General features: G+C 63.3%; 23 protein-coding genes. 6 read left to right on the top strand and 17 right to left on the bottom strand.

Going from position 1 to position 25,616, the window contains the following annotated elements; genetic code table 11:
• Window positions 1–125: 125 nt before the first annotated feature.
• From HNO53_RS00630 to HNO53_RS00605, 6 genes are all read right to left on the bottom strand, one after another.
• Window positions 126–1,733: a cytochrome D1 domain-containing protein gene (locus HNO53_RS00630; RefSeq protein WP_209475331.1), complete on the bottom strand. Its 1,608-nt coding sequence runs from the start codon at window positions 1,731–1,733 to the stop codon at window positions 126–128.
• A gap of 270 nt (window positions 1,734–2,003) precedes the next feature.
• Window positions 2,004–2,765, bottom strand: coding sequence for a Crp/Fnr family transcriptional regulator (locus tag HNO53_RS00625; protein ID WP_209475329.1), 762 nt, complete (start codon window positions 2,763–2,765; stop codon window positions 2,004–2,006).
• The gene (ccmI, locus tag HNO53_RS00620) at window positions 2,762–3,682 is read right to left on the bottom strand and encodes a c-type cytochrome biogenesis protein CcmI (protein ID WP_209475327.1); all 921 of its coding nucleotides are present in this window, start codon (window positions 3,680–3,682) and stop codon (window positions 2,762–2,764) included. The genes HNO53_RS00625 and ccmI overlap by 4 nt, the downstream gene beginning before the upstream one ends.
• Entirely contained in the window at window positions 3,679–4,161 is a 483-nt protein-coding gene (locus tag HNO53_RS00615) for a cytochrome c-type biogenesis protein (RefSeq protein ID WP_209475325.1), read from the bottom strand. Before HNO53_RS00615 ends, ccmI begins: the two co-directional genes overlap by 4 nt.
• Window positions 4,158–4,736, bottom strand: coding sequence for a DsbE family thiol:disulfide interchange protein (locus tag HNO53_RS00610; RefSeq protein WP_209475323.1), 579 nt, complete (start codon window positions 4,734–4,736; stop codon window positions 4,158–4,160). Before HNO53_RS00610 ends, HNO53_RS00615 begins: the two co-directional genes overlap by 4 nt.
• Window positions 4,736–6,733 (bottom strand): heme lyase CcmF/NrfE family subunit, encoded by a 1,998-nt coding sequence (locus tag HNO53_RS00605; RefSeq protein ID WP_209475321.1) that lies wholly within the window; start codon window positions 6,731–6,733, stop codon window positions 4,736–4,738. Before HNO53_RS00605 ends, HNO53_RS00610 begins: the two co-directional genes overlap by 1 nt.
• A gap of 372 nt (window positions 6,734–7,105) precedes the next feature.
• Between HNO53_RS00605 and HNO53_RS00600 the strand changes: the two genes are divergently transcribed.
• Complete coding sequence (locus HNO53_RS00600) at window positions 7,106–7,627, top strand: peptidylprolyl isomerase (protein WP_275951370.1); 522 nt, start codon at window positions 7,106–7,108, stop codon at window positions 7,625–7,627.
• A gap of 73 nt (window positions 7,628–7,700) precedes the next feature.
• Here HNO53_RS00600 and HNO53_RS00595 read toward each other — a convergent pair whose 3' ends face one another.
• Together HNO53_RS00595 and hemE are read right to left on the bottom strand one after the other, a co-directional pair.
• Window positions 7,701–8,021, bottom strand: coding sequence for a VanZ family protein (locus tag HNO53_RS00595; RefSeq protein ID WP_242597503.1), 321 nt, complete (start codon window positions 8,019–8,021; stop codon window positions 7,701–7,703).
• A gap of 46 nt (window positions 8,022–8,067) precedes the next feature.
• Window positions 8,068–9,150 carry a uroporphyrinogen decarboxylase gene (gene hemE, locus HNO53_RS00590; protein ID WP_209475315.1) on the bottom strand — a complete coding sequence of 361 codons (1,083 nt, stop codon included), beginning with the start codon at window positions 9,148–9,150 and terminating at the stop codon, window positions 8,068–8,070.
• A 168-nt stretch (window positions 9,151–9,318) separates the two neighbouring features.
• On the opposite strand from hemE, the gene ribA reads away from it, so the two are divergent.
• Window positions 9,319–9,954, top strand: coding sequence for a GTP cyclohydrolase II (ribA, locus tag HNO53_RS00585; RefSeq protein ID WP_209475313.1), 636 nt, complete (start codon window positions 9,319–9,321; stop codon window positions 9,952–9,954).
• Window positions 9,955–9,993: 39 nt separating this feature from the next.
• Window positions 9,994–10,665, top strand: coding sequence for a PAQR family membrane homeostasis protein TrhA (trhA, locus tag HNO53_RS00580; RefSeq protein WP_209475311.1), 672 nt, complete (start codon window positions 9,994–9,996; stop codon window positions 10,663–10,665).
• A 296-nt stretch (window positions 10,666–10,961) separates the two neighbouring features.
• On the opposite strand, the gene HNO53_RS00575 is transcribed toward trhA, so the two are convergent.
• The 4 genes from HNO53_RS00575 to HNO53_RS00560 are packed head-to-tail and all read right to left on the bottom strand — an operon-like array spanning window position 10,962 to window position 14,179.
• Complete coding sequence (locus HNO53_RS00575) at window positions 10,962–11,831, bottom strand: DUF6999 family protein (RefSeq protein WP_209475309.1); 870 nt, start codon at window positions 11,829–11,831, stop codon at window positions 10,962–10,964.
• A complete protein-coding gene (locus HNO53_RS00570) occupies window positions 11,824–12,507 on the bottom strand; it encodes an iron-containing redox enzyme family protein (RefSeq protein ID WP_209475307.1) in 684 nt (227 codons plus the stop codon). The genes HNO53_RS00575 and HNO53_RS00570 overlap by 8 nt, the downstream gene beginning before the upstream one ends.
• 2 nt (window positions 12,508–12,509) lie before the next feature.
• Window positions 12,510–13,613 carry a beta-ketoacyl-ACP synthase III gene (locus HNO53_RS00565; protein WP_209475305.1) on the bottom strand — a complete coding sequence of 368 codons (1,104 nt, stop codon included), beginning with the start codon at window positions 13,611–13,613 and terminating at the stop codon, window positions 12,510–12,512.
• Window positions 13,610–14,179: a diguanylate cyclase gene (locus HNO53_RS00560; RefSeq protein ID WP_209475303.1), complete on the bottom strand. Its 570-nt coding sequence runs from the start codon at window positions 14,177–14,179 to the stop codon at window positions 13,610–13,612. The genes HNO53_RS00565 and HNO53_RS00560 overlap by 4 nt, the downstream gene beginning before the upstream one ends.
• Window positions 14,180–14,327: 148 nt before the next feature.
• Here HNO53_RS00560 and HNO53_RS00555 point away from each other — a divergent pair, with 148 nt between their 5' ends.
• The 3 genes from HNO53_RS00555 to HNO53_RS00545 all read left to right on the top strand — a co-directional run bounded on the left by HNO53_RS00555 (window position 14,328) and on the right by HNO53_RS00545 (window position 17,269).
• Window positions 14,328–15,713 carry an acyltransferase family protein gene (locus HNO53_RS00555; RefSeq protein WP_209475301.1) on the top strand — a complete coding sequence of 462 codons (1,386 nt, stop codon included), beginning with the start codon at window positions 14,328–14,330 and terminating at the stop codon, window positions 15,711–15,713.
• Between the two features lie 107 nt (window positions 15,714–15,820).
• Window positions 15,821–16,687 carry a dienelactone hydrolase family protein gene (locus HNO53_RS00550; RefSeq protein WP_209475299.1) on the top strand — a complete coding sequence of 289 codons (867 nt, stop codon included), beginning with the start codon at window positions 15,821–15,823 and terminating at the stop codon, window positions 16,685–16,687.
• A 33-nt stretch (window positions 16,688–16,720) separates the two neighbouring features.
• Window positions 16,721–17,269, top strand: coding sequence for a thioredoxin family protein (locus tag HNO53_RS00545; RefSeq protein ID WP_209475297.1), 549 nt, complete (start codon window positions 16,721–16,723; stop codon window positions 17,267–17,269).
• A 233-nt stretch (window positions 17,270–17,502) separates the two neighbouring features.
• On the opposite strand, the gene HNO53_RS00540 is transcribed toward HNO53_RS00545, so the two are convergent.
• The 5 genes from HNO53_RS00540 to HNO53_RS00520 form a co-directional block, all read right to left on the bottom strand.
• Window positions 17,503–18,135, bottom strand: a complete 633-nt coding sequence (locus tag HNO53_RS00540) for a hypothetical protein (protein WP_209475296.1) — start codon at window positions 18,133–18,135, stop codon at window positions 17,503–17,505.
• A gap of 336 nt (window positions 18,136–18,471) precedes the next feature.
• Window positions 18,472–19,140 carry a hypothetical protein gene (locus HNO53_RS00535; protein ID WP_209475294.1) on the bottom strand — a complete coding sequence of 223 codons (669 nt, stop codon included), beginning with the start codon at window positions 19,138–19,140 and terminating at the stop codon, window positions 18,472–18,474.
• Window positions 19,141–19,278: 138 nt separating this feature from the next.
• Window positions 19,279–22,626 (bottom strand): T6SS effector BTH_I2691 family protein, encoded by a 3,348-nt coding sequence (locus HNO53_RS00530; RefSeq protein ID WP_209475292.1) that lies wholly within the window; start codon window positions 22,624–22,626, stop codon window positions 19,279–19,281.
• Entirely contained in the window at window positions 22,619–23,542 is a 924-nt protein-coding gene (locus HNO53_RS00525) for a DUF4123 domain-containing protein (RefSeq protein ID WP_209475290.1), read from the bottom strand. Before HNO53_RS00525 ends, HNO53_RS00530 begins: the two co-directional genes overlap by 8 nt.
• The gene (locus HNO53_RS00520) at window positions 23,543–25,615 is read right to left on the bottom strand and encodes a type VI secretion system Vgr family protein (protein WP_209475288.1); all 2,073 of its coding nucleotides are present in this window, start codon (window positions 25,613–25,615) and stop codon (window positions 23,543–23,545) included.
• Window position 25,616: the final 1 nt, after the last annotated feature.

The following is a 25,616-nucleotide window of genomic DNA, read 5'->3' as shown; positions in this document are numbered from 1 at the left end:
TCACCTGCCGCCGCCCCAGTTGTGATTGTTCGTGTCGGCCCCTTCTCCAGCCGCCCTGGCGAGCAAAGCGGCTGGAGAAGGGGCCGGGGTGCCCTGATGGCACCCCGGCGGTAGCGGCTGAGCGATCAGCCGACGTGATGCTTGCGGTTGTAGACGTTGAACTTGCCGGTCGGCGTGTTGAGTCCCTCGACGACCGCCTTCACTTCCAGGGTCTTGTCATCGAAGACGACGATGGCACCGTCGTTCTGGTGACCCTCACCGCGTGCCCAGATGGAGACCCACACCTCGGTACCGGTCTGGTCGTACTCCATGTGCACCGCCACGGCATCGTGCTCCAGCGGACGGTCGGCGACGTGGATTGGCGTCAGCTCGCGGGTCTCCTTGTTCATGACCATGACCCACTGGTTGACGTCGGGCTCGGGGTGCATGGCCTGATCGATCCACACGTGGGGCGAATCGGGATGGGTGCGCACGAACAGCCCCGGGCCGTCGGTCTCGATCTGGTCGCAGATCTGCCAGGCCTGATCGGGATGCCCTTCGGGATCGTTGCCCCAGAAGGTCAACAGGCCCTCACCCAAGTGGGTGGTGCCGGCCACCGGGCCGCATTCAGGATCGACCCAGTTGGCGCCCGGCCCCGGATGAGGCTTGGTACCGGTCTCCAGCATGCTGACCAGCTTGCGCGTCTCGGTGTCGATGAACACCATCTTGTCGCTCATGTTGGCGGCGATCTGGAAGTAGCGACCGGTGGGATCGAAGAAGCCGTCGTGCAGGAATTCCGCGGTCTCCATCTGGTCGATGCGCAGGTTGTCGATGTCGCTGTAGTCGACCTGCCAGACCTGGCCGGACTCCTTGACGTTGACCAGGAAGGTGGGGGCGTGCGGGGTGTTGTAGAGCGCCGCGACGCGCGCCTCGTTGCGGAAGTTGCCTTCGGTGTCGTAGCTGCGGGTGGAGACGACCTTGAGCGGCTCCATGGTCTCGGCATCGGCGATCACGAAGTGCGGCGGCCAGTAGGAACCGCCGATGACGTACTTGTCCTTCCACTCGCCGTAGTGGGAGACCGCCACGTCGCGGGCGTCATAGCCGATGAAGACTTCGGCGGTGACCTGCGGCGGGTCCATCCACAGGTCGATCTTGGAGAGGCGGCCGTCACGGCCCTGGACGTACCAGAAGCGGCCGTCGGAGCTCTCCTTGGCCACGTGCACCGCGTAGCCGGTCTCGACCTCGGTGACCAGCTCCTTGGTGTCGGCGTCGATGATGCCCATGGCGCCACGGTCACGCAGGATGGTGACCATGAAGTTTTCCCAGTTGAGATCGTGCTGGGGCTCGGTGGGCAGATCCTCCGGCGCGACGAAGACCTGCCAGCGCTCCTTCATGTCGGCCAGCGACATCTCAGGCGGATCGACCGGGTCGTGCTGGATGTACTTCGAAATCAGCGTAATGTCATCTCCGGAGAGGATGCCGTCGAAGTTGTTCATGCCGCCTTCGGTGCCCAGCGTGATGATGCTCTCCAGACGACGCTGGCCCAGTTCCTGAGTGGTCTCTGGCAGCAGGTTCGGGCCGGTGGCACCGTTGCGCGTGGTGCCGTGGCAGCCGGCACAGCGCTGGAAGTAGATGGTATTGGCGCGATCCATCTCCTCGGCGGTCAGCTCCGGTGCAGCGGCCTGAACGGTACTCATGGCAGCCAACGGGAAGCTGAGGGCGAAGATCCCCTTGGTCAATGCTCTCTTGTGCATAACGTGCCTCGCTTGGTTTCCCCTTCGGGTGTGGCTGGCGGGTGCCCGGCATGACCTTTTCTTCTTGGTGCTGCGACCAGGTCCTTCAGCCACCCCCCACCTACCGCCATTAGTAGCAATTTTGTCTTCCGGCTCACTTGACCACTGTCAATTGATGCATCCTGGAGTTGACTTATGTCAGAGGAGGAGAAAAGAAATCGCATCCCGACATGCAACGACCCGCCGAGCGGGCCGTTTGGAGAGGTGGAAGGTATCGCCGGCCGAGACGACTCAGCGGCAGGGGCGTAGCATGGCCGCTTGCCGACTGCCCTGGACGGCGCTCGGCAACGGCGAGAGCACTTCTTCGGAGGTATTGGCGAAACGGCGCAAGGTGGTGATGTCTTCGACATACACGCAGTTGCGCTCGCAGCTGACGCCCACTTCCCGTAGTCGCGCCATGGCTCGGGAAAAACTTTCCGGCTTCATGCCCAGCCGACCGGCGATCAGCAGCTTGTCGCAGGGCAGGCAGACCCTGACGGGGCCATCCTCGTCGGGGCACAGCGAGACGATGAAGGCCGCCAGACGCTGGTAGGTGGGCTGCAGGGTGAGCTGGTCGAGCTGGCGTACCAGCGAGCGCAGCATGCCGGAGAGGTTGGCGAGCATATTGAGCGCCAAGCCATGGTTGCGCTCCAGCGTGGTAAGGAAGTGGTCGGCAGGGAAGAGCAGCAGCCGTGCATCCTCGGCCACCGCCGCGTTGACCGGAAAGCCCAGCCGGTCGAACATCGCCGCCTCGGCGAAGGATTCGCCGCGGGTGAACAGCCCGACCATGCACTCGTTGCCTTCGGCGCTTTCGCGGAACAGCTTCACCCAACCGTCGAGCACCACATAGAAGCGGTCCGCCGGTTCGCCCTTGCTGAACAACAGCGAACCGCGACGGTAGCTGCGCTCCACGGCACCGCCGGTGAGCAGCGCCAGGGTCTCGTCTTCCAGACCGGCGAACAGCGGCACCTGGCGCACCGCCTGCAGGGCCTCACGGCTCAACGAATTCTTCATGTCTCCCTCCTTGCCTGAGCCCCGTCGTGAAGGCCGTCGCCAGCTTGGCCAAGCTGATCGAGATTGCCTCGAATCACCTCGGCCTCGGCAGACTCCGCCGGCAACACGCCGAGCAGACGCTGCCAGTAGCGTCGCGCGGCGGTCTCGTCCGCCTGTTGCAGCGCCAGCGTGCCCGCCAGCCACAGCGCCTGGACATGCTCGGGGTCGATGGCCAGGGCGCGCTCGATTAACGCCGCAGGCTCGCCAGCCAGGCTGCCCTTGCGCTCGGCCAGCAAGTCGGCGTACCGGCTCAGCAGATCAGGGTCGCGCTCGCCGCCGTGCACCATGGCCTCGCGAAAGGCACGCTCGGCGGCTGGCAGGTCGTCGAGGAATACCAGAGTGCGGCCAAGCAGGACCCAGCTCTGCAGATCGGTAGGTTCCTGCGCCAGGCGGCCCTGCAGCTGCCGGGCCAGATGCTCGAACTCACGGCGCCGGTCGCCCTCAGAAAGCGGCTCGGCTTCGGCGATCGCCGCTCCTGCCGGCGCCTGAGTCGCGAAGACCTCCTCGGCATGCCCCACCGTCAGGTAGAGGCCAGTGGCAAGGAACGGCAACAAGGCGACACTGGCGCAGGCAGCCACCAGCGATGCACGCCGTTTGCCCTGCCCCTCGGTAGCGGAGCATGCATCGTGATCGGCGATCCCGCTATCGAGCAGCTCTCGCTCGAGATCGGCCAGCGCACTGTCATGCTGTTTTCGGGTCAGCATCCCCGACGCCAGGTCCTGGGCCAGCTCGCGCACCCGGTCACGGTGTACGGCCAGCAGGGACGCGCCACGGGACTGCCCCTCCTCGTCGCGTGGAGCGCGCAGCAGCGGTGTGAGCACGAAGCCCAGCGCCACGCCGCACAGGCCCATGGCCAAAAGCAGAAACAATCCGTTCATGGTTGCCTCCCGGTGTCCTCACGGCTCAGCCGATCGAGCAAGGCCCGCTCCCGGCGGGTGAATGCAGGGTACGCTGCCATGTGCCGGCGTCCGACGACGATACGCCACCAGGTGAAGCCCCCGACTACCAGCAACAGAAAAGGGCTGGCCCACAACAGCAGGGTGTTGGCCTGCAGCGGCGGCCGGTAGCGCACATAGTCACCGTAGCGTTGCACCATGAAGCCGACGATGGCCTCGGCGTCCTGCCCGGCCAGGGTCATGGCGTAGACCCGGCGGCGCATGTCGGCGGCGAGTTCGGCATTGGACTCATGGATGGTCTCGCTCTGGCAGACCGTGCAGCGCAGCTCGCGCACCAGGGTGTCGTACTGGCGCTGCTGGGCCTCGGTGGCGAACTCAAGCGGCTCGCCGATGGCAAGCGCCATGGCAAGCCCGGCGGGCAGCAGCCAGGCAAGCAGAAGGCAGGAGACTCGTGGGATCATGATTGCGCCACCCTCCTTGCCTTGCTGCCGAGCGGCTCTTCACGCAGCGACTCCGCCCTGAGTTTCTCAACCAGCGGCAACACTTCATCGAGCAGCAGCTGGCGGGTGAGCGGTCCGATACGCTTGTAGCGAATCACGCCTTCGGCATCGAGCACGTAGGTTTCCGGCGTGGCGTAGACGCCCCAGTCGATGCCGGCATCGCCCGCAGGGTCATAGGCAATGGTGCGGTAGGGATTATCGCTGACGCTGAGATAGCGCAGCGCCGATTCGCGCTCATCGCGGTAATTGAAGGCGTGAATGGGGATGCCGCCTTGCGCCAGTTCCATCAGCAGCGGTTTCTCCGCGCGGCAGGTGCTGCACCAGGTGGCCCAGACATTGACCAGCGCTACCTCGCCGATGAAGTCCTGCTCGGTCAGGGTGACCTCGGCGTCCTCCAGTGCTTCCAGCACGAACGGCGGGGCCGGCTTGCCTACCAGCGGAGACGGCAAGTCACGGGAATCGATGCCCAGTCCAAGGTACAGCAGCCCGAGCAGGGCAACCGTGGCCACCAGCGGAATCAACAGTCGGCGGTTCATCAGCTTGTCACCTCCCCGGGAAGAGCCCCCGCACTCTCCATCCGCTGACGGGGAGCGCGGCGACTGGCCAGACGATAGCGTTTGTCGGCGGCAGCCAGCAGGCCACCCAGTGCCAGCAGGAGGCCGCCGAACCACATCCAGGCCATGTAAGGCTTGTAATAGAGCCGAAAGCTCCAGGCATCGCCTTCCAGCCGTTCACCCAGCGAGACATAGACGTCGCGGGTCGGCCTGCGATCGAGCGAAGCCTGATTCATCGGCATGCCCACATGGGTGTCGTAATAGCGACGCTGCGGCGCGAGCTGGGCGACGGGCCGGCCTTCGCGGGTCACGTCGATGATCGCCTGATCGGCCTCCCAGTTGGGCCCCTGCACGCTCTCCATGCGCCGTAGTGTGAAATCGTAGCCGCCGACCGAGGCACTCTGCCCCGGCTCCAGGCGCACGTCGCGCTCGACCTCGTAGGTATTGACCATGGCGATGGCCACCACCACCAGCGCCAGCCCCACATGGGCCAAGTGCATACCGAGGAAGCTCGGCCGCGCGATCCGCCGTAGCCGCGTAGCGAACGGCTGGCGCGCCGAGCCCATCCGCTTGCGGATATCCAGCAGCGCTGTGAGCACGATCCAGATGGCCAGCATCAGCGAGAGCGCCGTCATCGGGCGCCAGACGCCCAACGCAAGTGGCCACAGTCCACCGGCCACCCCACTGACCAGAAGTGCCCAGCGCAGCTGGCGGAAGGTCTCCCCGGGATTCGCCTGCTTCCAGGTCACTGCCGGGCCGAGGCCGACCAGCAGCAGCAGCGGCAGCATCAGCGGGGCAAATACCGCATCGAAGTAGGGCGGCCCCACCGAGACCTTGCCCAGGCCGAAGGCATCCAGCGCCAGCGGGTAGAGCGTGCCGATGAACACCGCCGCACATGCCACCGTCAGCAGCACGTTGTTGGCCAGCAACAGCGACTCGCGCGAATATCCGGCGAAGGCACCGCCGAGCCCGACTCTCGGTGCCCGCCAGGCATAGAGCGTCAGCGCGCCAAGCAGGGTCAGGCTCAGCATGCCGAGGAGGAAGACGCCGCGCTCGGGGTCGTTGGCGAAGGCATGCACCGAGGTAATCACGCCGGAGCGGACGATGAAAGCACCGAGCACGGTGAGGGCAAAGGTGACGATAGCCAGCATCAGGGTCCATACCTTGAAGCCGCCGCGCTTCTCGGTCACCGCCAGCGAGTGGATCAGAGCGGTAGCGGTGAGCCAGGGCAGAAAGGAGGCGTTCTCCACCGGATCCCAGAACCACCAGCCACCCCAGCCCAGCTCGTAGTAGGCCCACCACGCCCCCACCGCAATGCCCAGGGTGAGAAAGCCCCAGGTCACCGTGGTCCACGGCCGCGACCAGCGCGCCCAAGCCGGGTCGAGCCGACCTCCGAGCAGTGCCGCCATGGCGAAGGCGAAGACCACCGCGGTGCCCACGTAACCCATGTAGAGCAGCGGGGGATGCAGAATCATGCCCGGGTCCTGCAGCAGCGGGTTCATTCCGCGGCCGTCCATGGGGCCCGGCACGATGCGCTCGAACGGGTTCGAGGTGAACAGCGTGAAGGCGATGAAGCCCACGCCGACCATGCCCATGACGGCCAATACCCGGGCCGTCATTTCTCGGGGTAGCGATTGGCTGAAGCAGGCCACGGCCACTCCCCATGCACTCAGCATGAGTACCCACAGCAGCAGCGACCCTTCATGTCCGCCCCACACCGCCGTGAGCCGGTAGATCAACGGCTGCTCGAGGCTCGAGTGGCCGGCCACATAGCGCACCGTGAAGTCGCTGGCGACGAAGGCCCATGTCAGTACGGCAAACGAGAGCGAGAGAAAGACGAACTGACCGCTGGCCAGAAAGCGGGCGCTGCGAATCAGGCGGTCATCGTCGAGTCGCACCCCCACCAGCGGCAGCAAGCTCTGCGCCAGTGCCAGGCAGAGCGCCAGAATCAGGGCAAAGCTTCCGAGTTCCGCCACCATGGGCTGGCACCTCCCGCCTCGCCGGCGACGACGCTTGGCGCCTGCCGGTCACTGTGTCAGGTCATGGCCGGGGCGAACGGGTCGGAGAGATGCGAAACAGGCTGCCTCGGCCGGCATGGGTGCATCGTCCGACCAACGCGACTAAATATCCATACCCGATACTTCTTTTCCCGGGCGGGTTGTGATCCATGTCAAAGTATGCGGCGTGGCGGGATGCCGCGCCCCGCATCGCGAGGCGAAAGCCTGACAGCGAGCGCGTCTGGACGTAAGCTAGGCACACCGTTTAATCGCCGAACATAAGTTACCCACAATCAGGAGCTCACCGTGCTGAAGCGAACCTTGCTTTCCCTGCTCGCCGCCGCCAGCCTGCCGCTGGCCGCTTTCCAGGCCAACGCGGCCGACGTGGTGCTGCATACCAATCATGGCCCCATCGCCATCGAGCTGTTCCAGGAGCAGGCGCCGGAGAGCGTAAACAACTTCCTCACCTACGTGCAGGAGGGCCACTACGACGGCACGCTGTTTCACCGCGTCATCGACGGTTTCATGATCCAGGGTGGCGGCTTCGATCAGGACTTCCAGCAGAAGCCGACGCGCGCGCCGATCACCAACGAAGCCGACAACGGCCTGCGCAACGAGCGCGGCACACTCGCCATGGCACGTACCGGCGACCCGCACTCGGCCACCTCTCAATTCTTCATCAACGTCAACGACAACCGCTTCCTCGATCATCAGGGCACCCACTCCGGGCAGGCCTGGGGCTATGCGGTGTTCGGCCGTGTGGTAGAGGGTATGGACGTAGTCGATGCCATCAAACGGCTGCCCACCGGTAGCCGAGGGCCGTTCCAGGACGTACCGCGCGAGCCAGTTATCATCGAGCGTGCCGAAGTGCAGTAAGCGAGCCTCTCCCAGACACGACGACGCCCGCCATCGGTTGATGGCGGGCGTCGTCGTAGAGGCATTCGATGCTTTACGATCGCGGCAGGTAGCGTCTGACGGCTGCCAGCATCAGCACGGCTGCTGCCGCGCCAAGGCTATTGGCGAGGATATCGGCCCAGTCGCCGCCGCTGCGTCCCGGCACCGCGATCTGCAGGTATTCGATGCAGATGCCGAACAGCACCACGGCACTGAAGGCGCGCACCAGGGGCAGTCCCGCCAAGCCGGCCAGCCCTGCCAGCCCGGCGTAGCCGACGAAATGATTGAGCTTGTCCCATGGCAGGTGGGTGGGCATCTCGCTGCCCGGGGTCAGGCTGCCCACCGCAATGGCCACCGCGCCCAGAACGGCCGACACCGTCCATAGTCGGTGTCGGTCATGCCAACGGCGAACCCAGCCGGCTTCAGGCACTTTGGTGCTGAATGCTGCGGTGGTAGCGCGGGCTCAGTTCGTGCAGCGCCTCCATGAAGGCGGTGACGTTGTCCGGGTCGGTGAACTGGCTGATGCCGTGGCCAAGGTTGAATATATGGCCTGGCCCGTGGCCGTAGCTGTCGAGGATACGCCCCACCTCGGCGCGAATGGCCGCCGGGCGGGCGAACAGCACGTTGGGGTCGAGGTTGCCCTGCAGCGCCACCTTGTGGCCCACCCGGGCCCGCGCGTCGGCCAGCTCGGTGGTCCAGTCTATGCCCACCGCATCGGGGCCGGCCAGGGCGATGTCCTCGAGCCACTGACCGCCGTTCTTGGTGAACAGGATCACCGGCACGCGCCGCCCGTCGTGCTCGCGGATCAGCCCGGCGACGATCTGCTCCATGTAGCGCAGCGAGAACTCCAGGTAGGCCGGCGTGGAGAGCGCGCCGCCCCAGGTATCGAAGATCTGCACCGCCTGGGCGCCGGCACGGATCTGCGCGTTGAGGTAGTCGGTCACCGCGCTGGCCAGGGTATCGAGCAGGTCGTGCATCACGCTGGGCGTGTCGTAGAGCATGGTCTTCACGTGGCGGAAGTCCTTGCTCGAACTGCCCTCCACCATGTAGGTGGCCAGCGTCCAGGGGCTGCCGGAAAAGCCGATCAGCGGCACCCGGCCGTTGAGCTCGCGGCGAATGGTCGAGACCGCACGCATCACGTAGTCGAGATCACGCTCGGCATCGGGCACCGTGAGCGCCGCGACTTCCTCGGCGCTGCGCACCGGCTTGCGGAACTTGGGCCCCTCGCCGGTCTCGAAGTAGAGCCCCAGCCCCATGGCGTCGGGGATGGTGAGGATATCGGAGAACAGGATCGCAGCATCCAGCGGGTAGCGCTCCAGCGGCTGCAACGTCACCTCGCAGGCCAGGTCGTGGTTGCGGCACAGGTCCATGAAGTCACCGGCTTCGGCGCGGGTCGCGCGGTATTCCGGCAGGTAGCGGCCGGCCTGGCGCATCATCCACACTGGGGTGCGATCCACCGGCTGGCGCATCAGGGCGCGCAGAAAACGATCGTTCTTGAGATCCATGCAGGCAGTCATCCACAGGAAATGTCGGCCCATTGTAGCGCATCATGTTTCGCGCGGCTTGACCCGGGCCAAGTTCGGTGATGCCGCACTTTCGTGAGCCGGGCCGGCGTTCCTGCTAGAATGCGGGATTCACTTTCGGCATCGCCGTGGTCTTGACCGAGGTACCCCGTGACCATTCGATTCATCGCCGCCTCCCGGCTACCCACCCCCTGGGCCACCTTCACCATGCACGGCTTCGAGGACGAGGCCACCGGCAAGGACCACATCGCCCTGACGCTGGGCGACGTGGCCGATGGCGAACCGGTACTCGGCCGGGTGCATTCGGAGTGCCTGACCGGCGACGCACTGTTCTCGATGCGCTGCGACTGCGGCTACCAGCTACAGGAAGCGCTCAAGCGCATCGCCGACGAAGGGCGTGGCGTACTGCTCTACCTGCGTCAGGAGGGCCGCGGCATCGGCCTGCTCAACAAGATCCGCGCCTATCATCTACAGGACCAGGGCGCCGACACCGTCGAAGCCAACGAGCAGCTCGGCTTCGGCGCCGACCTGCGCCGCTACGACCTCTGCGTGCCAATGCTCGAGCATCTAGGCATTTCCAGCCTGCGGTTGATGACCAACAACCCGCGCAAGGTCGATGCCCTGACCCAGGCCGGGGTCACCATCGCGGAACGTGTACCGCTGACCACGGGTCTCAACCCTCATAACGAGCAATATCTCTCCACCAAGGCGGGAAAGCTCGGCCACATGATGGCACTGGGCGACTTCACCCAGGCCGGCGACGTGGATATCGAACGCAAGCCCTGAGGTCGACACGGCATCGGGGCGCCCCTGACGGAGACGTCCATGCCACCCACCAGAGGCTCAGGCGACCATCGCCATCATCTCCTAGAGGAGTTGCTCAACAGCATCAGCCACGGCATCGGCGCGGCGCTGAGCCTGGCCGGCATCATCGTTCTGCTGGTGCTGGCCAGCATGGCCGCCCACATCGACCCGTGGAAGATCGTCGGCATCAGCCTTTACGGCGTGACCCTGGTGCTGCTCTACACCGCCTCGACGCTCTACCATGGCGTGCGCCACCCGCGTCTCAAGCGCGTGTTCCAGCATCTGGACCACTGCGCCATCTACCTGCTGATCGCCGGCACCTATACCCCCTTTCTGCTGGTCAACATGCGCAGTCCTACCGGCTGGACGCTGTTCGCCATCGTCTGGAGCCTGGCGTTCGCCGGTATCGCCTGCAAGCTGGCCTGGCCCCACCGCTTCGGTGCGCTGCGGGTGGCGATCTACCTGCTCATGGGCTGGCTGATCGTCTTCGCCGGCGAGGAGATGAGTGCCAGCCTGCCCACGTCCGGCATCGCCCTGCTTACCGCCGGCGGCATCACCTATACCCTCGGTGTGGTGTTCTTCGCCATCAACGCCATCCCCTTCAACCACGCCATCTGGCACCTGTTCGTGCTCGGCGGCAGCACCTGCCACTACTTCGCGATATATGCCGCCGTGCTGCCGTTTACGGGCTGAAGCGACGATGTAAGCCATATCCTACAAAACTGATCGTCAATTTCTTACAAGAAACTTGCTCCAGGTTAACGTCGGTAGGCACCTCACGTTGGCACAGTGGAGACGTACTGAGCACGGAGGCTCAGCCAGGGACGACCGGGTCAGGACGACTCATATCCAGGGAAGCTCGGGCGGAAGGGAGCTCGAGGTGGAAGTAAGGAAGCGAAGATCCAGCCCGGCCGCAAGGCCGGGCTTTCGTTTGGGCGCACGATACGAGCCGATGAGCGCCGATATGGCCCACGGCAACATGCCGCCGACTATTCCTCCACAAGTGACTCGCTTGCCAGCGACGCCCATCTGAGCCGCTCCAGCCGCGCGTAGAGATACTCGGTGAAGAAACCGTGCATCAGAAAGCGCTGGCTGAGATTCCATGGCCCGACAAGATAGTGCGGGTACTTGTTGTAGGCCATCTCGGCCAGGGTCGGATCGCCGATCAACTGGCCGATGCGTATCGCGATCGACTGGTCGAGGTTGAAGCCGTTGATGGCGTCGCGGTACTCCTCGCGGGTCAGCAGCAGGCAGAACAGGCACATGAACAGCGCATGGGCGCTCTCGAAGTCCAGCACCTGCGTGCGCCGTCGCGGCAGTTCGAAGGCGCCCTCCTCCAGCGGGTGCCAGTGCTGCCAATTGATCGCATCCGGCGCCAGCGGTGCCGATCGCTGCCGCCAGTGGCCCATCTCCTCGATCACCCGGAACAGCTCCTGGTCGTGCTTGACGAAGCTGGCATCGAGCATGTCGTCGATTCGGCGCGGGTAGAGTGTCAGCGGCTCGACCGTCACCTCCGGGCTGTTGTCGATGAGGAAGTTGAGGATATTGGACTCGGTGGCGAAGTGGCGCAGGATCAACTGGTTGGCGCTGGGGCTGACGAAGTGGGTGCAGAACCAGCAGATCAGCCGCTGCAGCAGGCCATGGGCGCGAAACTGGGGCAGCGGCAGGCGCTTCACGAACCAGATCAGATGCAGCAGCATCGCCAGCAGGAATTGCAGCAGCGGGCGCAGCGACCAGCGCGTCGGGCTCTCGATGTCGTTCAGCCACAGCCGCACCGCCTCGGGTGCTATGGGCAGCGAATCGTCGGATTCAAGCGCACGCAGGAAGGGGCTGCGAGGCCTCGGCCTGGCATCAGCCATGGTCGACCTCCTCCAGTTGCAGAGCGTAGAGCCGTGCCACCACCCGCGCGGTGCGCAGTATCGATTTCTGGTCTTGCGGCGTGCCGCATACCCGATCGATCAGTGCGTAGAGCTTGTCCAGGTGGGCGTCGTCGTTCTCGCCGTGGTAGCGCATGAAGCGGGTGTAACGACCATCGCCACCGGTGGCCTCGTCGATCCGCCGGGCCCAGTCGCCGGCCATCTTCTGCCCCAGCCCTTCGATGATCCACATGGCGCCGATCAGGTCCACCGGGTTGGGCTGGCTGGCGCGATACATCATGAAGGCGTGCAGCGCCTCGCTGCCGGCATTGCGCTGCCCTGCGCGAATCTCGCTCAGCTCGCCGCCCGCCGCCACGAAGTCCGCCTCCAGCATTTCGTAGTCGCGATGCTCCTCCTTGGCATGGCCGATCACCTCCGAGCGCACGTCGGCATAATCCCGCTCGAAGCTGGAGGCACCGCGGGTGATCCAGCGCGCCCCTTCTATCACCTGCTGACGCAGGTGCAGCAGCAGGTTACGGTAATCCTCGCGGGTGAACTTGCCGCGTTCCAGACGCTGGATGACCGGCACCCGACCCAATTGGCGCTCGAAATCGAACCAGACGCGCATCAGTCCCTGCAGGCACTCCTGCCCCAACTGGGTAGTGACCTTGCTTTCCATGATTACTCCTCCACGACCGTGAGCTGCATGTAGACGTTATTGAAGCGGCCGCTTTCCGGCACCATGCACAGGATGGTGTCGCCAGCCTGGTAGTCCTGGGTACGGCGGAACTCGTCGAGCATGATGAACATCGAGGCGCAGCCGGTGTTACCGCGGGTATAGAGGTTGGTGTACCACTTCTCCTCGGGGATGGCCGCGCCGGCCTGGGTCAACATGTCGAAGATCTTGCCGCGAAAGTAGTGCGACGAATAATGGCAGAGCACATGGTCGACCTTGCCCACCTCGACCCGCCGCTCGTCGATCAAGCGCAGCAGCCCATCCACCCCCAGCTTGACGATGTTGTCGAGCAGGCGAACGTCCTGGCGGATCAGCAGGGCCCCGGCAGCCTCCGCCTCGCCGTAGGTGGCGAAGTCCTGCCAGCTTCGCTCGTCGCCGTCGACCGTCCGGCCGACGCTCATGCACACCGGATAGGCGTCGGCGTGGGAGAAGCCGCGAATCCAGTCGATGCGAAAGCAGCGCCGGCGCGGCACGTTTTCCAGCAACAGCGCCCCGGCGCCGTCCGACAGCATCCAGCGCAGGAATTCAGCGTTGAAGTCGACCTCTTCCGACACCGCCTCGTAGCGGCTGGCCTTGAACAGGCGTGAGGCCAGCTCGCTGGCGATCACCAGGGCATTGTCGTGCTCGTCGGCCTTCAGCCCGGTGTAGGCCGTCTTGAGTGCCATCATGCTGCTGGAGCAGATGCCATGGCTGCTGTGCAGTTCGACGCCGGCCACGCCCAGCTCCGCCTGAACCATGCTGCCGAACCCCGGAAGCACCAGATCGCCCTGGCTGGTGGCCACGCTGAGCATGTCGAGTCGTGACTTGCCGAGAAAGCCGTCGTCAAGGCAGGCCTGCCCCGCCCGCGCCGCCATCTCGGCGTTGCTGATCAGGGTGTTGTGATCGGCATCGATGGCGTAATGGCGTTGCCGGATGCCGTTGGATTGCAGGATGCGTCGCTTCAGCCGGCTCGGCTTGCCGTGCACCAGGCCGAGTACCGCCTCGATCCGTTCGTTGTCCACGGGCTCACCCGGCAGGTAATGGCCGGTACTGGTGATGTAGACGCTCATGCGGACTCTCCCTTGTGCTTCAGGTAGTGACGCAGGCAGCGAAGGTTCTCTTCGAGGTAGGGAAAAACGCACAGCAGTGCCATGAAGGTCAGATAGTAGGGCAGGTAGCGCTCGCCGCCGTGGGGCACGTCAACGGGCACGAGATGCATCTGCCCCGTCCAGTTGAGGGTCACCAGGTCCACCACCACCTGCCAGTTGATCACCATGATCATGGCCAGCATGTAGAACGGCAGGCTGGCCAGGTAACTGTGCGCATGCATTTCCCAGATGCTGATGTGCCGCCGGGGTGCGGCGTAGTGCACGTCCCAGTGGGCCACGACCTCGTGCAGCACCCAGGCCAGCAGACAGAGCAGCAGCACCAGCACGTTGATGCGATAGAGCAGGCACATGAGAATGGGAATGCCCACTTGAATGCCCATGGCCGAGTGCATCAGGGTCTCCTTCAGCCCCGAGGTCTCCTCGATTCGCGTGGCGCGATGACAGCACCAGTCGACGAAGCCGGCGATTCCCCATAGCGGCAGGAAGACATACAGCAGGACATGGACCAGCAGTGTGTGGGTATCCATGGCGTTTTTTCCTCGGTTTCAGCGACTCTCACGGCGTGCTTGCAAGGCGCTGGCGTTTCATGGATGATATTAAAAAACACTGTTCGATAACTAATATCCACCAGGCGTTGAACATTTGCAAGCGCCGATCGAATGGAAACGCGACATCATGAAACAGGGAACGCAGAAGTTGGACTCGTCATCGAAAGACAATGGCAAGACTCAGGCAAGCCGGGACCGCTATCCCGACGCCCTGCGCGCCGGTGCGCTGCTTGTCGTCGTGTTCGGCCACTGGATTGCTACCCTGCCGCGGCTCGAGAACGGCCTGATGACCACCAACGACCACCTGCTGCTGGTGTGGACGGGCGCCGGCGTGCTTACCTGGGTACTGCAGGTGGTCCCACTGTTCATTTTCGTCTCGGCCGCCGTCAGCGCGGACGGTGCCCAACGCCGGCTGGAGCAAGGGCATCGCCAGCTGCATTGGTGGGCCGGCCGGGCGCTTGGCCTGGCGCGCCCCACCGTCACCTACCTGGCGGTGCTAGTGGCCTTCGTTCTCCTCGCCGCCTATACCGGCGGTCGCCTGCTCGGCCCCCTCAACCACTCGCTGACCGTCCACCTCTGGTTCCTGATGATGCTGCTGGGGGTACAGGCCCTGCTGCCGCTGAGCGTGTGGGCCGACAACCGCTGGGGGCTCAAGGCCGTGGCGGGCCTGCTGCTGGTCGCCGCTGCAGTCGACCTGCTGCGCGCCGGCATTTCGACACCCGGCGAGCTGCTGGAGCTGGGTACCCGGGTCACCGCCAACGGTGGCGGCATTGGCTGGCTCAATGCCGCTGCCGTCTGGCTGCTGCCGCAGCAGCTCGGCATCGCCTGGAAGCGCGGTCGCTTCTCGGGGCTGGGCTGGGGCCTCGCCCTGCTGCTGCTCGGCCTGCTGTGGTTGGCTGCCGCCGTGGCCTCGGGCTACCCCGTGGCCATGGTGGACGGCGCCTTCGGCATCCCCAGCAATCTGCTGCCGCCCACTCTGGCCCTGGTGGGCGTGATGTGGGTCCAGGTCGGTGTCGTGCTGACCTTCGAAAGTCCCGTACGCCGGCTGCTGGAGCGCCGCCGGATCGACAGGGTGGTGACGATCCTCGGCGCGCTGGGCATGCCGCTCTATCTCTGGCACAAGATCGCCGAACTTCCGGCCGCCTGGCTGGGCGAACGCCTGGGCCTGCCCATCGATGCCGGTATCCCGGGCGAGGCGGGCTTCTGGCTCGGCCGCCTGTGGTGGATTCTGCTGTGCATCGTCTCCGTCGCGCCGGTCATGGTCGCGGTAGTGACCTTCGAGATGCGCCGCAAGCGCGATGTAGTCTCTGCCACAGGAACATCGGCGATCCTTGTCGGGGGCACGGCATTGCTGGGTGGCATTGTCGCCAGTCTGGCACTCGGCGCCCTGCCCGGCGCCATCTTCGGCCTCGCGGGGGTCGCCGCCGCCTCCTGGTTGCTGCGAGCCCATCCACAGCCAGTAGCGAAGCCGGCATCTCAGCGCACAACGGCTCGAATGACGTCTGAGCAGTAGGCCGGTATACGCAGCCCTTCGTCGGCAGCTATGTTAATAGTGGATGGGAGACTGATGCTCTCTGACTTCGATACCCGACCAAGAAAAACGAGCAAGGAGAGCTGCGCATGCGCCTACTTTTTACGCTCTTGTGCCTGATCTCAGCATGGGCGATAAGCCCGGCCATGGCCCAGGAGAATAACCAGCCGATACCCGCCGAAGCCGAACCCAAGGCCGACCCGGAGTTCATTCCGGCCTGGGGGCCACGCGTCGAAGGCGAAATCTTCGAGTACTCGACCGGTGGTGAAACCTACCAAGGCTACCTGGCACGCAACGTAAATGATGAGACACCTCGGCCGGCCGTGCTGGTGGTTCATGAATGGTGGGGGCTCGATGAATATGCCCGTGCCCGTGCCGACCAGCTCGCCGCGCTGGGCTTCGTGGCCTTGGCGGTGGACATGTATGGCGGTGGCCAGGTTGCCACGCACCCCGACCAGGCGGGCGAATTCTCCTCGCAGGTCATGCAGGATTGGCCCGCCGCCCGCGCCCGATTCGAAGCGGCGATGGCCCAGCTGCGCCAGCATCCCGCCGTGGCGGACACCGGCATGGCGGCCATCGGCTACTGCTTTGGCGGTGGGGTCGTGATGAACATGGCCTTGTCCGGCATGCCGCTCGAGGCCGTCATCAGCTTCCACGGCGCTCCTACCCAGGCGGCCTCTGCCCGAGGAGAATTCGAGGGCGCGGTGCAGATCCACAATGGCGGGGCAGACTCGCTCGTCGCGCGGGACGACCTTTCCGCCATGGCGCGCGCGCTCGAGGCACAGGGGGCCGATGTCATAGTGATCAATTACCCCCAGGCCTTGCATGGCTTCACGAATCCCGGTGCCGATGCGCTGGCAGAGGAGTTCGGCCTGCCGCTCGGCTACAACGCAGCGGCCGATGCCTCCTCCTGGCAGGCGGCGCTGTTGCTATTGGACAAGACACTCAATCAATAGCACTCATCCAAACGAACAGGAGGCTTCGCATCCATGTCATTGACGCCTTCGCACATGACGGAACTGGACAGCCCCTTGCCGGCTTTCCGCTTGCCCGATCCCCACGGGGCGGAAGTCGACAGCGAGCAGTTCCGCGACACGCCCCTGCTGGTGGCCTTCATCTGCAATCACTGCCCCTTCGTGAAGCACATCGCCGATGCCTTCGCCGACTTTACCCGCGAGTATGGCGATCGTGGCCTCGCGGTGGTGGCCATCAACAGCAACGACTTTGCGACACACCCGGCCGACAGCCCCGAGCGCATGGTCGAGGAAGCCCAGGCACGCGGCTACGACTTCCCCTATCTGGTGGACGAAACCCAGGAGGTGGCACGCGCCTTCCAGGCCGCCTGCACGCCCGACTTCTTCCTCTACGACTGCCACCATCGACTGGCCTACCGCGGCCAATTCGACGACAGCCGCCCCAGCAAAGAGACGCCGGTAACCGGCAAGGACCTGCGTGCAGCCGCAGATGCGGTTCTGGCAGGGCAGGCGCCGGATGCCAAGCAGATGCCCTCCATGGGCTGCAACATCAAGTGGAAGTGAAGCGCACGACAGGGTATTTACGTGACTTGCTACAGGTTAATGCGGCAAGCCACGTCGTGTTGGCAGAATGAAGCCGTACTGGGCACGGAGGCTCAGCCAGGGACGACCGAGTCAGGAAGGCTCGATATCCAAGGATGCTCGGGGTGGAAGGATGCCCGAGGAGGATGTAAGGAAGCGAAGGTCCAGCCCGGCCGCAAGGCCGGGCTTTTCGTTTGTGGCACCCACTCGGCTAACTACTGAGGCAGGGAAACTTCCGTTACCGATTCACCATCACCCTGCTGCAGTAATCGCTGCAGCTTGGCACGACCGAGCGCCGTCATCATGGGCAGCACCAACAGGCTCGCCGGCGCCGTAGGCAGGGCGCCAATGCCCAGGCAAACCAAGGCCGGAATTGCCCATGCCTCGTTGCCTTCTTTATAGGCATGAGCCATCAACGCCACCCCAAGCAGCGTGCAAGCGATACAGGCTAGAAGGATAAGAAACAGAAGAGGCATATAGTTTTGGCTGGAATAAAAGAAACCGACAACTGCCACCAAGACTGCATAAGCGCAAACCCCCATGGCACCAAGATCATAGGTGACGTCTTGCTGGCCGACCCCCTCCTCCTTGAGATAGGCAAGTAGCGGCCCACCGAGGCTCCCAGCCTTCTTGAGGTGCACGATGCCTTCTTTTCCGTTCATGCCGAAGAACATCTTGCCATCGGCATTTCTTATCTCGCCAAAAGACGCTTTCTCTGGGTCAGCGGACTTCCGCCCCGCCTTGGTTCGCAGTAGTAGCACAATCGAATCGTCATGCTCCTGCAGCCGCTGGTAGAGGCCCGTAATGAACTGAACGTCGAAGGAAGCCTTGAAACTCGTCGGTAGCATTTTACTATCCCTGTCGTTGGTAACATTATGGCTGCATCGATGGCTCGCAACCTCGCTTATAAAGCATGAAACTTCACAGGAAAATAATTAGCTTTGCCTTATAAGTTCACGCTACCGCCGGGGCAGACGCTCAGGCGCCTTCCCTGCTTTTGTCGTTTTCCGCCCCGCTGCGCGATTTCAGGCAACAGCGGGACCAGGGCCTTCTTGGTGAAGGCCGGGTGATGAATCGATGACTACGCCTTAGCGCAGGCGGATATTCTTGCGGTAATTCTCTTTATGAATCTTTTTACGCTGGCTTCGTTCATGTCCCACCAGTAGCGCGCCCAATGCAAGGGTTCACTGGGCAGAATAGGTATGGACATCAAGCTTTCTTTCCACATAGTCCACTTTTGGAACCTTGCCTCTGATAAACTCAACAACCCTGTCCGAGTCATGTTTTTTGCAATATACCTTCTGATAGTTTGAATATTTAAAACCTTCCCCGTTGTCGAACGTCATTTTCAACCCTATAAGATTGCGTTTTCGCCATAAGACGACCTCTTCAACAACGTCCCAACTACGATTATCGTGATCTTCTCCGCGCACCAATGACTGATATTTACTCGAATTACCCATCGCCAATGCAAGCAAACCAAAGCCCGCCGGCCCTACCAATCCATACAGGAAATTCGGGTTGAAGAAAGTGGCGACCAACACGGCGACACCGGAGACGATGGCCGTCCATTTCATCACCGGCTTGACCGAGTCGATCTGTGGCTTCCATGAAAAAACCTCATAACCTTTATCCGTCAAGCGGTAGACGATAATGGAGGTTTGATGGGTCATGCTCATGGCTACAGGAACCAGTAAAAAAAACAAAGCAATAGAAGCATTTTTGACAAACTTATCATCCCCAGCGACAAAGCCAAAAAAATACCACCACCCTCCCAAAAACAACAACATTATTAAAAAAACAATATTAGCCACAAAGGTATTATAATCCCTCACTCTGATCTGCCAGCTCATAACCTCTGGCTCCCCGATTCGCTCCCATGGCATTTCAGGGACGTAGTTCTTTTTTGGTTGAACAAACCACATCTCTCATATTCCTTTAAAATGAATAATCTAATGAATACTTACAACTCCCCACCAAGCAGCGGCTCCTCAGCCCGGAACTGCTAGGCTAAAAAAACGACCTAAAGGTTGGCAGACAGCATTACTTTCCCTTGGCTCTAAACCGTATGCCCCTTCATCGGCCTGCGGCTTATAGAATACATAGTCAGCGCTTTGAGGGGATCTCAATAGCGTTTCGGGGTAATCGACCGACAGCGTAAAAGGGGCGTTCGGGGCTTGTACACCTGCGGGCAGCCAAGCCTGCCAGACGCGCATCTCCTGCGGGCCATAGTCCGCTGATGCCGGAAGCTCACCAAGCGATCGCCTGGAGCGCTCTTCGATGCTGGAGGACGGCGCCCAGAATCCTTGGCTCGCACTCTGGGACAACTTGATCGACTCCCCCGCCAGCATGGAAGGCAGCGCAATCTTGAGCCAGAAGCCCTGGTGAACGTTGACGGGGCTTCGCCCTTGATATCCCAGCCGAGTCACCGGCTCCAAGCGAACCGTCGGCTGATAGAGGGCTTCCAGCAGGGCACGCCATTCGTTAGCACGCCCCTCATCGTCATCTGGCCAATTTGGTGATCGACCCCAGCCACTCCGATAGAGCCATAGGCGGATGCCCTCGCGGTGGTACCTATTGGCAAAGTAAGTGGCGAAGAGGTATACAACCCCGGCAATGGCCAAGGTCCAGGCAGCCCAAGGTGCCATGATCCAAGCAAATGGAGCCAGTCGACCAGCAATAGCCCCGAAAATCTGTAAGCCTGACACAGCCCCCATTATTGAAGTGCTAAGCAATTTGACTCGCAAAACCACTCCTTCCTCATTGCTGGTCACAGAGCCAAGCTGACCATAGATCTGTAAGGATTCCACACCCGCTCCAATAGCCCCAAAAACTGCCATACCTGCCACGCGGGTGATCAGTTTGGCCGCCGTACGGGCAAAGGTTGCTTGCCCTGCTCCTCTCCAATCTTTGATGCTAGCTTTGGCCAACTGGACTACTTTGTCGCCAAGAAGGGCCGTCCTGGTCGCATGCTTATTCCAATAGGGAACCACCCAGAGCGCCATCACCGCGCTGGTGGTGTAGCCAAGGCCGCTGATCAGAGATTGCCTGGCGTTGTCGCCCATACCCTCACGTTCGATGGTCTCTAGGGTAACCCCCACGTTCAGCAGGTTGAGCCCGGCGACCAGCAGCGGTAGCCCACCGCCGTAGCGGTTCATCCAGCCCTGCATGCGGGCGCGAGTGGCGGCAGCGCCTGCCTGCAATTTGAGGCGTTGCTGTTCACGCAGCTCGTCGAAGCCCAGGGTCTCGGCTGGCCCACTGGGGCTGCCGCTTTGACGGGCGACGAAACGCTTCGGCTCGCGGGTCATCAACTCATCGAACTGCTGCTGCTGGCCATTGAGGTCTCTTATCTGGGCGGCACGATCATGGGGCGCCGCCGGCCGAGATAGAGTTGCCCGCAGCCCTCGGATGCGATTCTGAAGGCGCACGACATCTCTCCGCCAACGATGATGCCGGGCGTCGTAGTCACCGTCACGAACCAATTGGGTGTCCCTGGCCGCATTGTCGGGATGCATGAAGGCTACTTGCATGGTCTGCGACAACCCTTGGGCAAGCCGTTCTGTGGTAACCGTGGCTCCTGCGCCCGCCGCCGGGAGCAGTTGATAGGCCAGCCCTTCCCAGGCGAGCCTCGCCGGTCCCTGCACGGCTGTGGCCAGGGCTTTCAGAAACTCCTGGACATGGGGCGCCAGAGCCTGGAAGACCTTGCTGCTGCGAACGCTTTCGAGGTCAAGCACGGCCTTGATCTCGTTGACCCGCGAGGCATAGCTGGTGGCCTCCGATACTTCCAGGCCGTCCGCTTCTTCCGCCTCGATGAAGTCTCTCGCCACTTCGGTGAGCGCCTGCTCCAGCTCCGGCGAGAAGTTGAACAGTGCCAACCCCACCAGGTTGTCGCGTCGACGGGCTCGCTCGGTGAGCCATTGCTGGCCCTCCTCGCTGGCACCGAGCGCCTGACTCACCATATGGGTGAACTCGATCAGCGCCTGGGTCTGAATCACATTGCAGCCATCGAAGCACAGTGCCTGGGCAGAGGTGGGAAGTCGATCCAGCCAAGTGATGAGGTCTTCACGGCAGCGCTGGCTGTAAACCTGCAATTGTTCCTGCTTAGGCTGCTGTGCATTAATAAAAGCCAGTGCTCCGTCATAATCCACATCGCTGCGCCAGATCGCCTTGGCCTTCCATTCGCGGTAGTCGTCATCGTCTCGAGGATCGACGCCAAGATCGGCCAGCTCGGCCTCGTAGGCTGCCAGCTGGGTCTGTCGACTGTTAGCGCTGGCGTTCGTACGGATCGTTCTATCGAACGGACCACCCCGATTAATGGCGGTGGACAGCTCATCGCTCTGCCGCAGTTGATAATGGAGCCCAAGAAGTTCAATGGCCCTGCGTCGCTTCTCCGGATCGTCACGCACGGCATCGGGGAAGTCGCTCTCATCGAAGCCACACAAACGCTGCACCACCAGGGCGGTGTTGAGACGGTGCCCAGTCTCGTCCTCGAACTGTTCGTGGGCCATCTCCACGCCCAGCAGGTTCATGGTCAGGTCGTTGACGACTCCCAGCGGATCGTCCAGGGCGACAAACAGAGCCTGATCCTTGTCGGGTACCTGGGCCAGCACGGCGTTCTGATCGATTTCGGGCTTATGCGCCAGGGTGACATATTCCGTCTCTTCCTCTCCCTCCTGCTCCTCCTGGGTGAGCGTGCGTGTCATCACCGTGGTCGAGTCGAAGTCGCTAACCGCACCCTGCGGGGTGATGTCGGCCAGATGCTGCCCCAGTTCGCTCAAAGGTCCCACATGTGCGGTACTCTCGGGGGCTTCGATGGCCGAGCGTATGTTGAGCGGCCGCATGAAGCGTCGGCGAGCATCCACGTTCGAACGCATGTGCTCGCAGATTCGCCAGGTCCACTGTGCGGGAGAGTAGGCAAGCCAGATCCGACTGCGGCACGGATATAGCAGGTAGGGTTTGCTTTCTCCGTCGCCCTCGCGTTCGTCGGGCCGAGTTTCGTTGATGTTTTCAGGCCAGGGAATCCGCGTGAACTGATGCCCCTCGACGCGATATTCGTGGAAGGTTCGGTCGACTTCATCCCAAACGTAGAGCCACCCATCGCGGAGTTGACGCAGCGTGTAGCTGCGCGTCTGCAGCTCAGGGTAGCCATGCTGTTGCCATGAATCGGACAGGGGGTGCGGCCCCTGTGTCGCCTCTTCCTCGCTCGACGCTTCATCGATGGCGTAGCGCACCGGGAAGATGGCGCATTCGAGATACAGCGGGCACATGCCGGTCGCCCCGAAGGGAGTCTCGCCGAACTCGGCGTCGCGCGCATCCTGTTGGGCTTGTCGATCAGACATGGTGTGACTTCCTTGTTGTCTCGTTGTTAGCCTCTTGGATTCCCTCAGCCGAGCGACACCAGGCATCCAACTCATACAGCTGCTGTTGTTGGGGCAACCTGCCACGGGGTGGATCTTGAGCCACCCAGCGAGCATAGGGACCGGTCGGAGCCGTCATGAAGTCGGCCCCCCAGTGCAGGCTCAGTTCCACCCAGATGGCGAGTTGCCGCTCCGTCTGTGCCCCCCAGGCCAGGCCCTCATTCAGGCGCGACTCCAGCCAATCGCCTCTTCTCTCTAAGGCCAGCCCTGACCAGCCCTCACCGGCATGGCGCTCGAAATACTCCGCCAAGCGCTCCTTGAACTGCCAGCGCGCCACCGCGTCCAGGGCGTCGAGCTGTGGCGAGGCGAAGTTATCAGGTGAGTGCACTAGCTGATCGTCAGAAGGTGCCTTGCCGGCCTCTACCTCGAACGTTCGCCATGCCGCGCCTTCATGCTTGTTCCAGACCGGCGCCCATTGTGCCACTCGCCAAGCGTCGATAGGCCCCATCACGTCGGCCGGCGCACTCTCGCCATAGCTCGCCAGCCAATGTCTCAGCACCAGCGGATCGGCGAATCTGAGCAGCCGCTGCGCCCCGTCGACCTCGATCTCCACGAAATCCAGCAGGTGGTCTACCAGTTCTTCGGTGGTCGCCGCACTCGCGATCAGTGACATGGCACGTGTTCGTTCACCATCCTCGTCGGCAAGTATTTCGTCGATGAAACAACGTCCTTTTGGTGCCACCAGAATCGGCCCTTCCGCCGCGACGTCCTTGAAGCGGGTAAGCAGGTACAACGGTACGATTTCGGCGAGATCGTCGCGCGAATACAACCGCCTGAAGGCATCGGGATAGCGCACCCCATCCACCAGCACATGCGTGATACGGCCCGGCTCGCCCACTTATGCCCCCTCCTGGCCATTACCCGACTCGCAGATCTCGCAACTGGCTGGCGCCTTCAAAAGCGATGTGAGCTGGGCGCGGCGCTGGATCGGTGCCACGGCCTCGTGCGCTTCGCCGGTTGCCTCCCGCGGCAATTCTGGCGCCTGAGCTGCCTGGCCGGAACCGGAGCCGGGACTGCCGCCGGAGTTGATCTTGACTTGGGCGCCGACGATGGTGACGCCGCTGGGGTCGAGCTTGATGAAGCTGCCGCCGGCCTTGAGGGTGATCTCGGCGCCGGCTTCGATCACTACCTTCATGCCCGCCTTGTGGTGAATCTCCTGGCCGGCCTCGACCAGCTGCGCGCGGCCGTACTTCTCGTGGCGGTTGGCATCGACGATGAGGTGGTCGTCGCCGTCGATCTGGGTGTGGCGGCTGCCGTGGACCGTCAGGTGATCGTCAGCGTCGACTTCGCCGATGCGGTCGTGATGCACGGTGAGGAAGCTGTCGTGGCCGATCTCCTCGGTGCGGTCGTTATTGGTGAGCAGTTCCAGGTCCTTCTGGGCGTGCAGCCAGATCTGCTCCTCGCCGGCCTCGTCCTCGAAGCGAAGTTCGTTGAACCCTTCGCCCTTGTGGCTCTGGGTGCGGATGACGGTACGGGTCTTGTGTGCCGGCAGTTCGTAGGGCGGGGTATTCACCGCGTGGTAGGTGCGTCCGGTGATCAGCGGCTGATCCGGATCGCCCTCGAGGAAGCTGACCACCACCTCATGGCCGATCCGCGGAATGGCGATACTGCCGTAGCCGCCGCCGGCCCAGCCCTGGCTGACGCGCACCCAGGCGCTGGCCGTTTCATTCGGCTCGGCGTAGCGATCCCAGGGGAACTGCACCTTGACCCGGCCGTGCTCGTCGCAATAAATCTCCTCGCCCTCGGGGCCGACGACGAAGGCGACCTGCGGGCCGTCGACTCTTGGCTTGGCGTTGGGTTTGGGACGCCAGGCCTGGTCAGCGGGTATCAGCACCAGTTCGTTGTCGAACTTGGTCATCTGGCCAAGGCCCGCCGCATCACCCTGAGTGACACCATCCTCTTCCAGCGCCTGGGGCTGGCTGCCGGTGTGCGTGACCGACACTACCTGCCAGTCGACGTTGAGCTCGTCGAGATCGTGGTCGGTGAGGGTGAAGCGCGTGCCCGGGGCGAGCTCGGGCAGGTCGCTTTCGGCGGCGCAGGTCAGGGCGTCGCTTCTCAGGTGCTCCAGGCGAATGCGGGTGAAGGCCTCGCCGGAGGCGTCGGCCTTGTAGCGGCCGGGGTAGTCGTAGTGTTCGTAGTCGTCTCTTTGGGCGTGTTCTTCCAGGCCGTCCGCGGCGTGTTCATGGAGTTGGGCGTAGGCGGGGTTCTTGAACGAGGTGTCCTTGAGCGTGACCGAAGCCGGGGCGACCCGAGCGAGCTGTTCGAGCTTGCGCACGTGGCGGCTCGGCGGGGTGCCGCCGGCGCGGCCGTGGTAGGTGCGGCTGCCCAGGTGGGCCAGCACCTGGGGCGCGTCGGCGAACACCAGGCGGTGTGTGCCACCGGGAGCATCTTCAAACTCATGAAAGTAGAACAGTCCCTCCTCGGCGGCCAGGCGCTGGATGAAGTCGAGGTCGCTCTCGCGGTACTGGGTCAGGTACTCGCGTTCGACCGGTTCGCGGGTGGCGGCGAAGGCCACGTCGGTGAGGCCGCGCTCGTCGCACAGGGTGTTGATGACCGTGAGCGGCGAGACCTGCTGGAAGATGCGCGAGTTGTGACGCAGGCCCAGGCGCCACAGCGCCGGGCGCGCGACCAGCGAGTAGATCGTGCGGCGGTGGCCGCGATCGCCGCGGCCGAACTCGCTGACGATGGCGTGGACCCGGCGCAGCACCTCGCCGTCCTGCCAGATGGTCAGGCTCACCGGGCGGTCGAGGATGTCACTCGCGGCGAGGCTGCCGTTGCGGCTGGCGAAGCGCAGCGTGAGGGTGAATGGCGCGGAGAGCGCCTCTTCCAGGGTGAAGTCGATCACCGCCAGGTCGGCCGAGTCAGCCCCGGCGAGCTCGAGGGTGAACTGGAGTCCGGTCTGGTTGGCCATG

Source organism: Billgrantia antri (assembly GCF_017868935.1).
Lineage (GTDB): Bacteria > Pseudomonadota > Gammaproteobacteria > Pseudomonadales > Halomonadaceae > Halomonas > Halomonas antri.
This window is presented reverse-complemented; position numbering and strand designations above follow the sequence as displayed.